The sequence below is a fragment of the Streptomyces sp. NPDC003011 genome (assembly GCF_053591515.1).
This window is the reverse complement of the sequence record NZ_JBSFTY010000027.1, coordinates 84,135-94,504: the sequence shown is the minus strand read 5'-3', so window position 1 is coordinate 94,504 and position 10,370 is coordinate 84,135. Positions and strand designations below refer to the sequence as shown.

At 69.0% G+C, this 10,370-nt stretch carries 9 protein-coding genes; 2 read left to right on the top strand and 7 right to left on the bottom strand.

Annotated elements, in window-relative coordinates; all coding sequences use genetic code 11:
* Window positions 1-272: 272 nt before the first annotated feature.
* From ACWD0J_RS16315 to thyX, 3 genes are all read right to left on the bottom strand, one after another.
* Window positions 273-1,958, bottom strand: a complete 1,686-nt coding sequence (locus ACWD0J_RS16315) for a ribonuclease J (RefSeq protein WP_451496461.1) — start codon at window positions 1,956-1,958, stop codon at window positions 273-275.
* A 152-nt stretch (window positions 1,959-2,110) separates the two neighbouring features.
* A complete protein-coding gene (gene dapA, locus ACWD0J_RS16310; protein WP_451496460.1) occupies window positions 2,111-3,010 on the bottom strand; it encodes a 4-hydroxy-tetrahydrodipicolinate synthase in 900 nt (299 codons plus the stop codon).
* A gap of 210 nt (window positions 3,011-3,220) precedes the next feature.
* The gene (gene thyX, locus ACWD0J_RS16305) at window positions 3,221-3,961 is read right to left on the bottom strand and encodes an FAD-dependent thymidylate synthase (RefSeq protein WP_451496459.1); all 741 of its coding nucleotides are present in this window, start codon (window positions 3,959-3,961) and stop codon (window positions 3,221-3,223) included.
* A 191-nt stretch (window positions 3,962-4,152) separates the two neighbouring features.
* On the opposite strand from thyX, the gene ACWD0J_RS16300 reads away from it, so the two are divergent.
* Both ACWD0J_RS16300 and ACWD0J_RS16295 read left to right on the top strand, forming a co-directional pair.
* Window positions 4,153-4,410: a hypothetical protein gene (locus ACWD0J_RS16300; protein ID WP_451496458.1), complete on the top strand. Its 258-nt coding sequence runs from the start codon at window positions 4,153-4,155 to the stop codon at window positions 4,408-4,410.
* Window positions 4,411-4,525: 115 nt separating this feature from the next.
* Window positions 4,526-5,080, top strand: a complete 555-nt coding sequence (locus ACWD0J_RS16295) for a hypothetical protein (protein ID WP_451496457.1) — start codon at window positions 4,526-4,528, stop codon at window positions 5,078-5,080.
* Between the two features lie 69 nt (window positions 5,081-5,149).
* Here ACWD0J_RS16295 and ACWD0J_RS16290 read toward each other — a convergent pair whose 3' ends face one another.
* The 4 genes from ACWD0J_RS16290 to ACWD0J_RS16275 are packed head-to-tail and all read right to left on the bottom strand — an operon-like array spanning window position 5,150 to window position 9,991.
* On the bottom strand, window positions 5,150-5,602 hold the full coding sequence (locus tag ACWD0J_RS16290) for a hypothetical protein (protein WP_451496456.1): 453 nt from the start codon (window positions 5,600-5,602) through the stop codon (window positions 5,150-5,152).
* 8 nt (window positions 5,603-5,610) lie between these two features.
* Complete coding sequence (gene dapB, locus ACWD0J_RS16285; RefSeq protein WP_451496455.1) at window positions 5,611-6,363, bottom strand: 4-hydroxy-tetrahydrodipicolinate reductase; 753 nt, start codon at window positions 6,361-6,363, stop codon at window positions 5,611-5,613.
* A 32-nt stretch (window positions 6,364-6,395) separates the two neighbouring features.
* Window positions 6,396-7,775, bottom strand: a complete 1,380-nt coding sequence (locus ACWD0J_RS16280) for a M16 family metallopeptidase (protein ID WP_451496454.1) — start codon at window positions 7,773-7,775, stop codon at window positions 6,396-6,398.
* Window positions 7,772-9,991, bottom strand: coding sequence for a polyribonucleotide nucleotidyltransferase (locus ACWD0J_RS16275; RefSeq protein WP_451496453.1), 2,220 nt, complete (start codon window positions 9,989-9,991; stop codon window positions 7,772-7,774). The genes ACWD0J_RS16280 and ACWD0J_RS16275 overlap by 4 nt, the downstream gene beginning before the upstream one ends.
* Window positions 9,992-10,370 lie beyond the last annotated feature (379 nt).

Here is a 10,370-nt window from a genome sequence, read left to right as displayed (position 1 = left end):
TTCGGTCTTGCGTTTCCGACTCTATCAGATCCTTTTCCGATCCGATTTCCTCGGTGCTTTCCAGGTTCCCGCTTCCGCGTTTCCCTTTCCGGCGACTCCGACTTTATCAGAAGTTCTGAGTCGGAATTCCCGCCCCCTCGGGGGCTGGCTCCGGAGCGCGAAGCTACCGGGTTCCCCCTCGAGCGGAGCCGTAAACGTACTGGAGCGGGGCGCCTCGATGCAAATCGAGGCGCCCCGCTCGAGGTTGACGCGGACGAGTGTCCGACGGGCCGTCAGACCTCCACGACCACCGGGAGGATCATCGGCCGGCGTCGGTACTTGTCCGAGACCCACTTGCCCAGGGTCCGCCGTACCAGCTGCTGGAGCTGGTGGGGTTCGACCACGCCGTCCTGCGCCGAGCGCTCCAGCACTTCCGTGACCTTCGGGAGGACGTCCGCGAAGGCGGAGTCCTCGATGCCCGAGCCGCGGGCCTGGACGTGCGGGCCACCCGTGATCTTCCCGGTCGACGAGTCGATGACCACGAAGACCGAGATGATGCCCTCGTCACCGAGGATCTTGCGGTCCTTCAGCGCCGGCTCGCCCACGTCACCGACCGAGAGGCCGTCGACGTACACGTACCCCGCCTGGACCTTGCCGGAGATCTTCGCCTTGCCCTCGATCAGGTCGACGACCACGCCGTCCTCGGCGATGACGATCCGGTCGTGCGGGACACCGGTCAGGGCGCCCAGCTCGGCGTTGGCCCGCAGGTGGCGCCATTCGCCGTGGACCGGCATCAGGTTCTTCGGGCGGCAGATGTTGTAGAAGTACAGCAGCTCGCCGGCCGACGCGTGGCCCGAGACATGGACCTTGGCGTTGCCCTTGTGGACGACGTGGGCGCCCCAGCGGGTCAGGCCGTTGATCACGCGGTAGACCGCGTTCTCGTTGCCGGGGATGAGCGACGACGCCAGGATCACGGTGTCGCCGTCGACGATGCGGATCTGGTGGTCCCGGTTGGCCATGCGGGAGAGCGCCGCCATCGGTTCGCCCTGGGAGCCCGTGCAGACCAGGACGATCTGGTGGTCCGGGAGGTCGTCGAGCGTCTTGACGTCGACCACCAGGCCCGGCGGGACCTTCAGGTAGCCGAGGTCCCGTGCGATGCCCATGTTGCGGACCATCGAGCGGCCGACGAACGCGACTCTGCGGCCGTATTCGTGGGCCGCGTCCAGGATCTGCTGGATGCGGTGCACGTGGCTGGCGAAACTCGCCACGATGATCCGCTTGTTGGCGTTCGCGAAAACCTGGCGCAGGACGTTGGAGATGTCGCGCTCGGGCGGGACGAACCCCGGAACCTCGGCGTTCGTGGAGTCGCTGAGGAGGAGGTCGATGCCTTCCTCGCTGAGCCGTGCGAACGCGTGCAGGTCCGTGAGGCGGTTGTCCAGCGGGAGCTGGTCCATCTTGAAGTCGCCCGTGTGCACCACCATGCCGGCCGGGGTGCGGATGGCGACGGCCAGCGCGTCCGGGATGGAGTGGTTGACCGCGACGAACTCGCAGTCGAAGGGACCGATGCGCTCGCGGTGCCCCTCCGCCACCTCGAGGGTGTACGGACGGATGCGGTGCTCCTGGAGCTTCGCCTCGATCAGGGCGAGGGTCAGCTTGGAGCCGATCAGCGGGATGTCCGGCTTCTCGCGCAGGAGATAGGGGACACCGCCGATGTGGTCCTCGTGCCCGTGGGTGAGGACGATGCCCTCGATGTCGTCGAGGCGGTCCCGGATGGACGAGAAGTCCGGCAGGATCAGATCGATTCCGGGCTGCTCCTCCTCGGGGAAGAGCACTCCGCAGTCGACGATCAGCAGGCGGCCTCCGTACTCGAAGACCGTCATGTTCCGGCCGATCTCGCCGAGGCCGCCGAGCGGGGTGATCCGTAGACCGCCTTCGGTCAGCGGCGGGGGCGGGCCGAGTTCAGGATGCGGATGACTCAAAAGACTCTCCTCACCACACGCGCCACGTACCGGAGGGCACGTGGCGCGCATGACGTTCGTGCAGAAGCAGTTGTCGTTGTGGACGCAGGCATCGGTGGCCTGCTTATTCAGTTGTGAAGTCTGTTGCGCGCGCGGGCGCGCGAAGTCTGGTACTAGAGCTGTACCCCGCCTGCGGCGAGATCGAGCTTGAGCTGCTGGACCTCTTCGGGGCTGAGCTCGACCATCGGGGCGCGGAGCGGTCCGGCGGGCAGACCCTGGAGGGTGAGCGCGGCCTTCGTCGTCATGACGCCCTGGGTGCGGAACATGCCCGTGTAGACGGGGAGCAGCTTCTGGTGGATCTCCGTGGCCTTCTGTACGTCCCCGGAGGTGAACGCGTCGACCAGGGCGCGCAGGTCGGGGGTGACCACGTGGCCGACGACCGAGACGAAGCCGACCGCGCCCACGGAGAGCAGCGGCAGGTTCAGCATGTCGTCGCCGGAGTACCAGGCGAGGCCGGAGCGGGCGATGGCCCAGCTGGCGCGGCCGAGGTCGCCCTTGGCGTCCTTGTTGGCGACGATCCGCGGGTGCTCCGCGAGGCGGACCAGCGTCTCGGTGTTGATCGGGACGCCGCTGCGGCCGGGGATGTCGTACAGCATGACCGGCAGTTCGGCGGCGTCGGCGATGGCGGTGAAGTGCCGGTACAGGCCCTCCTGCGGGGGCTTGTTGTAGTACGGGGTGACGATCAGGAGGCCGTGCGCGCCCACCTGCTCCGCAGTGCGGGCGAGCTCGATGCTGTGGTGGGTGTCGTTGGTGCCGACGCCTGCGATGACGTGGGCGCGGTCGCCGACGGCCTCCAGGACGGCCCGTACGAGATCCGATTTCTCCGCGTCGCTGGTGGTGGGCGACTCACCGGTGGTGCCGTTGACGATCAGGCCGTCGTTGCCTGCGTCCACCAGGTGGGTGGCGAGCCGCTGTGCGCCGTCGAGGTCGAGTGCGCCGTCCGCCGTGAAGGGCGTGACCATGGCGGTGAGGACCCGCCCGAAGGGGGTCTGCGGAGTGGAGGTCGGAGCCATGGGGAACACGCTACTCGTTGCTCAGGGTGGGGTCTGCCCTAGGGGCAGGCGACAAGTGGTGACACATGCGGATCCCGGCACTGCCTGCTCGGGGGTTCAAGCAGTGCCGGGTCCGTTTGATCAGGCTAGATGAACTTCTCTAAATGCCGCAATACGGACACTTCGCGCGACTGATCCGTACATCTGTGCCCTGACGGGCGCGACCGCGCGTTACGGCGCCACCCGGCCGTTCGTGTTGAAGGCGGCATAGGTGAGCGGCATGAGCCGGGCCCACTCGGCCTCCATCTTCTCGCCGACCATCTCGATCTCCCGCTGCGGGAAGGACGGGACCTTCGCCAGCTCGTGCTGGGTGCGCAGGCCGAGGAAGTGCATCAGCGAGCGCGCGTTGCACGTGGCGTACATCGAGGAGAACAGGCCGACCGGGAGGACCGCGCGGGCGACCTCGCGGGCGACGCCGGCGCGCAGCATCTCCTGGTACGCCTCGTACGCCTGACGGTAGGAGTCCTCCATGGCGCGGGCGGTCAGCTCGCGCTGGGCCTCGGTGCCCTCGACGAAGACGTACTTGCCGGGGCGGCCCTCCTGGACGAGCTTGCGGGAGGCGTCCGGTACGTAGAAGACGGGCTGGAGCTCGCGGTAGCGGCCGGACTCCTCGTTGTACGACCAGCCCACCCGGTGCCGCATGAACTCGCGGAAGACGAAGATCGGGGCGCTGATGAAGAAGGTCATCGAGTTGTGCTCGAAGGGGCTGCCGTGCCGGTCCCGCATCAGGTAGTTGATCAGGCCCTTGGAGCGCTCCGGGTCCTTGCCCAGCTCGTCCAGGGACTGCTCGCCGACGGTCGAGACGCGCGCGGCGAAGAGCACGTCGGCGTCGGACGCGGTGTGCTTGACGAGTTCGACGGTGACGTCGCTGCGGAAGCTGGGCTTCAGGTCGTCGGCGGGGGTGTCGGTCACGGCTCGGGGGGTCCTTCCATCACTTCTCTCGGGCGGCGCCCACTCTACGGCCCGGCACTGACATCGGGGCTTTCGGTGCCGTGACGCGACATCTTCCGTGAATTCGGGGCAAGCGGGCACCTTCCGTCGCACTTGTTCGTCTCTCTGGACAGCAGTGATGTGTTCGATCCCCGAAAGGAGAACCGACCCCGATGTTCCGTCGGCGCGAACCCGTACCGTTCGCCTTCCTCGCCGAAGCCGACAGGTTCCGCAGCAATGTCACTCCCCCGCCCCGGGAGCGGGCGTCCGCCGCGGAGATAGCCGGGCGCTGGCTCCTTGGGCTCACGATCACCGCCGGGCTCGTGGGTTCCCTGGTCCTCGGGATGCCGGCACTGTCCCAGGATCAGTCGCCCACGCAGACCCAGCAGTCCCAGTCCCAGTCCCAGTCCCAGGCATCCGAGGGACGGTGAGCCCGCGGCGGTGAGCCGGGACTGACTCCATCCGGACCCCAGAGGTGGTGAGCGGGGACACAGGTCGATAACCTCACCGGGCACAGCCCACGTGTGGATTGAGTGAGGACCAGCCGTGCCCCTGCCCTTCCTGACAGCCGACCGCGCGTTCGAGGCGGCGGAGGACGTCGCGCTGCCCTTCGACGACCGCGACCGCTGGCGGCGCCCCTACCGGCCCGGGCCGTGGCGGGTGGGCGCGGCCGCGATGTCGCTGCTGCTCGCCTCGTACGTGCTGTTCGCGGCGGTCATCATCGCGCTGACGGGCTCGGTGTCCAAGGCCGGGATCGTCCTCGGGATCGCGGCGGTGGTCATCGTCGGCGCGCTGCGGCTGCTGCGCATGGGCGTGTGGGTGAGCGCCCACGGGCTGCGCCAGGTGGGCTTCCTCCTCACCCGCACGGTGCCCTGGGGCCGGATCGCCGCCGTGCGGACGGTGCAGCAGCCGGTGCGCTGGCTCGGGCTGCCCCGCACGGTGCAGGGGCAGGCACTGACCCTCGTACGGCGGGATCGTGGTGCGCAGGACGTGTCGGCGCTGCTGAGCACGCACAACGCGGACTTCCTGGCGCGAGCCGGTGCCTTCAACCGGGCGGCGGACGCGGTGGAGGCGTGGGCGGACGAGTACCGGCGGGGCTGACGCCCACCGACGACGCGAAAGGGCCGGTCAGCGGGAGCGGACCGGCCCTTCGGCGTACAGCGGGGGCGGTCAGACCTCGACCGGCCTGCCGTCGTGCAGGGCGATCGCCCGTTGCATCGCCTTACGGGCGCGCGGGGTGTCGCGGGCGTCGTGGTAGGCGATGGCCAGCCGGAACCAGCTGCGCCAGTCGTCCGGAGCCGCCTCCGTCTCCGCCTTGCGCCGGGCGAAGACCTCGTCGGCCGAGTCGCGGTCGATGCGACCGGCGGGCGTGCGCTTGAGTTCGTCGACCGGCAGACCGCCCTCGGCGTCGAGTTCGGCGGCGAGCAGATTGGCCTTGCGGACGAACTGGGTGTTCTTCCACAGGAACCACAGACCGATGACCGGCAGGATCAGCACCGCGACCCCAAAGGTCACGGTGAGGAGCGTGCCGGCCTGGATGAGCATCACGCCGCGGCTGCCGACCAGGACGAAGTAGACGACCAGGACGGCGGCCGTGACCGCGTAGGAGAGTTTGGCTCGCATGGCGGGTGTCAGCCCAGATCCAGGAAGTGCTCCAGGCCGAAGGTGAGGCCCGGGGTCGTCACCACACGGCGGGCGCCGAGCAGGATGCCCGGCATGAAGCTGCTGTGGTGCAGGGAGTCGTGGCGCACGGTGAGGGTCTCGCCCTCGCCGCCCAGCAGGACCTCCTGGTGGGCGAGCAGGCCGCGCAGGCGGATGGCGTGCACGGGAACGCCGTCCACGTCGGCTCCGCGCGCGCCGTCCAGCGCTGTGACGGTGGCGTCCGGTGCCGGAGCGGAGCCGGCCGCGCGGCGGGCCTCGGCGATGAGCTGGGCCGTCCGGGTGGCGGTGCCGGAGGGGGCGTCCACCTTGTTGGGGTGGTGCAGCTCGATGACCTCGACGGACTCGAAGTAGGGCGCGGCGATCTGCGCGAACTTCATGGTCAGGACGGCCCCGATGGAGAAGTTGGGCGCGATGAGGACGCCTGTCCGCGGGGACTCGGCGAGCCAGCCGTTGAGCTGCGCGAGGCGTTCTTCCGTCCAGCCCGTCGTCCCGACGACGGCGTGGATGCCGTGCCGTACGCAGAAGTCGAGGTTGTCCATGACCGAGGCCGGCGTGGTCAGCTCGACGGCGACCTGGGCGCCGGTCTCGGTCAGCGTCTCCAGGGTGTCGCCCCTGCCCAGGGCGGCGACCAGTTCCATGTCCTCGGCCGCCTCGACCGCCCGGACCGCCTCGGCGCCGATGCGGCCCTTGGCACCGAGGACCGCCACGCGCAGCTTGCTCATCTTCTTGCTTCCTTACCGGGTTCCGGAGTTGATCAGGCGACGGCGTCGTGCAGACGGGACGCCTGCTTGTCCTTCAGCGGGCCGATGACCGAGAGCGAGGGCCGCCGTCCCAGGATCTCGGCGGCCACCGAGCGGACGTCGTCCGGGGTGACCGAGGCGATCCGGGCCAGCATGTCGTCCACCGACATCTGCTCGCCCCAGCACAGCTCGCTCTTGCCGATACGGTTCATCAGCGCGCCCGTGTCCTCCAGACCGAGGACGGTGGAACCCTGGAGCTGGCCGATGGCGCGGCCGATCTCGTCGTCCGAGAGGCCGTGCTCGGCGACCTGGTCGAGTTCGTCGCGGCAGATCTTCAGCACGTCGTGCACCTGGCTCGGGCGGCAGCCCGCGTACACGCCGAACAGGCCGCAGTCGGCGAAGCCCGAGGTGTACGAGTACACGCTGTAGGCCAGGCCGCGCTTCTCCCGGACCTCCTGGAAGAGCCTGGACGACATGCCGCCGCCGAGGGCCGTGTTGAGCACCCCCAGCGCCCAGCGGCGCTCGTCCGTGCGGGCCAGGCCCGGCATGCCGAGGACGACGTGCGCCTGCTCGGTCTTGCGGCCGATCAGCTCGACGCGGCCCGCCGTGCGCAGGGTGCGCCGGCCGTCGCGCGGGGCGATGGGCGTGGCCTCCGGGTTCCTGAAGGCGCCCGCCTTCTCGAAGGCGGCGCGGACCTGCCGTACGACCTTGTCGTGGTCGATGTTGCCGGCGCACGCGACCACGAGATGGGTCGGGTCGTAGTGCTTCTTGTAGAAGCGGCGGATGCGGTCGGCAGTGAGGGCGTTGACCGTGTCGACCGTGCCGAGGACCGGGCGGCCGAGGGGGTTGTCGCCGAACATGGTGCGCGCGAAAAGGTCGTGCACGCCGTCGCCCGGGTCGTCCTCGGTCATCGCGATCTCTTCGAGGATCGCGCCGCGCTCGACGTTGACGTCCTCCTCGCGGATGAGGGAGCCCGTCAACATGTCGCAGACGACGTCGATGGCCAGCGGCAGGTCGGTGTCGAGCACGCGTGCGTAGTAGCACGTGTACTCCTTCGCCGTGAACGCGTTCATCTCGCCGCCGACGGCGTCGACGGCCGACGAGATGTCCAGGGCGCTGCGGCGGGACGTGCCCTTGAAGAGCAGGTGCTCCAGGTAGTGCGTGGCGCCGTTCAGGGCCGGCGTCTCGTCGCGGGAGCCCACGTGGGCCCAGATACCGAAGGTCGCCGAGCGCACCGACGGCAGGGTCTCGGTGACGATGCGCAGGCCACCCGGGAGGGTGGTCTTGCGGACCGTGCCGATGCCGTTGGTGCCCTTGATCAGGGTTTGGGTACGGGCGACGGCCCGCGCCTCCGAGGAGGTGCGGGCCGTCGCCGTGGAGCTGCTCGACGTCACTGGTCGGTGTCGTCCTTCTTCTCGTCGTCGTCGCCTTCGCCCTCGATCACGGGGATGAGGGAGAGCTTGCCGCGGGAGTCGATCTCGGCGATCTCGACCTGGACCTTGGAGCCCACACCGAGCACGTCCTCGACGTTCTCCACGCGCTTGCCGCCGGCGAGCTTGCGGATCTGCGAGATGTGCAGCAGACCGTCCTTGCCCGGGAGCAGCGACACGAACGCGCCGAAGGTGGTGGTCTTGACGACCGTACCCAGGTAGCGCTCGCCGACCTCCGGCATGGTCGGGTTGGCGATGCCGTTGATCGTGGCGCGGGCGGCCTCGGCCTGCGAGCCGACCTGGGCACCGATGTAGATGGTGCCGTCGTCCTCGATCGTGATCTCGGCGCCGGTGTCCTCCTGGATCTGGTTGATCATCTTGCCCTTGGGGCCGATGACCTCGCCGATCTTGTCCACGGGGATCTTGACGGTGATGATCCGCGGGGCGTTGGGGGACATCTCGTCCGGCGTGTCGATCGCTTCCATCATCACGTCGAGGATGTGGAGGCGGGCGTCACGGGCCTGCTTGAGGGCCGCGGCCAGGACGGAGGCCGGGATGCCGTCCAGCTTGGTGTCGAGCTGGAGGGCGGTCACGAACTCCTTGGTGCCGGCGACCTTGAAGTCCATGTCGCCGAAGGCGTCCTCCGCACCGAGGATGTCGGTGAGGGCGACGTAGTGCGTCTCACCGTTGATCTCCTGGGAGATCAGGCCCATGGCGATACCGGCGACGGGGGCCTTGAGAGGCACACCGGCGTTCAGCAGCGACATGGTGGAGGCGCAGACCGAGCCCATGGACGTCGAGCCGTTGGAGCCGAGGGCCTCGGACACCTGACGGATCGCGTAGGGAAACTCCTCGCGCGTCGGCAGCACCGGCACGATGGCGCGCTCGGCGAGGGCGCCGTGGCCGATCTCGCGGCGCTTGGGGGAGCCGACGCGGCCGGTCTCGCCGACGGAGTACGGCGGGAAGTTGTAGTTGTGCATGTAGCGCTTGCGGGTCACCGGGGAGAGGGTGTCCAGCTGCTGCTCCATACGGAGCATGTTCAGGGTGGTGACGCCCAGGATCTGGGTCTCGCCACGCTCGAACAGCGCGGAACCGTGCACGCGCGGGATGGCCTCGACCTCGGCGGCGAGCGTACGGATGTCCGTCAGCCCGCGGCCGTCGATGCGCTTCTTCTCCTTGATCACGCGCTCGCGGACCAGCTGCTTGGTGAGCGAGCGGTACGCGGCGGAGATCTCCTTCTCGCGGCCCTCGAACTCCGGCAGGAGCTTCTCGGCGGCCAGCGCCTTGACGCGGTCCAGCTCGGCCTCGCGCTCCTGCTTGCCCGCGATCGTCAGCGCGGAGGCGAGCTCCGGGCGGACGGCGGCGGACAGCGCCTCCAGGATGTCGTCCTGGTAGTCGAGGAAGACCGGGAACTCGCCGGTCGGCTTGGCGGCCTTCGCGGCGAGGTCGGCCTGGGCCTTGCAGAGCACCTTGATGAAGGGCTTCGCGGCGTCCAGACCGGAGGCGACGACCTCCTCGGTGGGCGCCTGGGCGCCGCCCTTGACCAGCTGGATGGTCTTCTCGGTGGCCTCGGCCTCGACCATCATGATCGCGACGTCGCCGTCGTCCAGGACGCGGCCCGCGACGACCATGTCGAAGACGGCGTCCTCGAGCTCGGTGTGCGTCGGGAACGCGACCCACTGGCCGTTGATCAGCGCGACGCGGACGCCGCCGATCGGGCCGGAGAAGGGCAGACCGGCCAGCTGCGTGGACGCGGAGGCGGCGTTGATGGCCACGACGTCGTACAGGTGGTCGGGGTTGAGCGCCATGATCGTGGCGACGACCTGGATCTCGTTGCGCAGGCCCTTCTTGAAGGACGGGCGCAGCGGACGGTCGATGAGGCGGCAGGTGAGGATGGCGTCCTCGGAGGGACGGCCCTCACGGCGGAAGAAGCTGCCGGGGATCTTGCCGGCGGCGTACATCCGCTCCTCGACGTCCACCGTCAGGGGGAAGAAGTCGAGCTGGTCCTTGGGGTTCTTGGAGGCGGTGGTGGCCGACAGCACCATGGTGTCGTCGTCCAGGTACGCCACGGCGGAGCCGGCGGCCTGCTTGGCCAGGCGGCCCGTCTCGAAACGGATGGTGCGGGTGCCGAAGGAGCCGTTGTCGATGACGGCCTCGGCGTAGTGGGTCTCGTTCTCCACTAGTGTTTTCTCCTCGTCTTCGTCCCTCTCCGCCCGTGTGGCGGGGGAACGGTTGCGGAGAAGCGCTCCGTCTGGTGCGGGCCGGTCTTCGATCGAAGCCCTCGGGACTCACTTCCCCGGGGGCCACTACCGAGGACCGGCGGCGGCGCGGTGCGCTTCTCCTCGTTCGTTTCGTTCGTCTCGTGCGTTTTGTTCGTCTCGTGATGTCGGGGTACCCGTCCGGGCCCGCCTCATCACGCTGTGTCCCACGTATTGCGTTGTGCTACCACACTACAAAGCGTCAGTGACACTCCGCACGTTGCGCACGTGCGGCAGAACTCAGTACATACAACAAAAAGGAGCGGTCCCCATACCTGTGGGAACCGCTCCCCTCACGGCG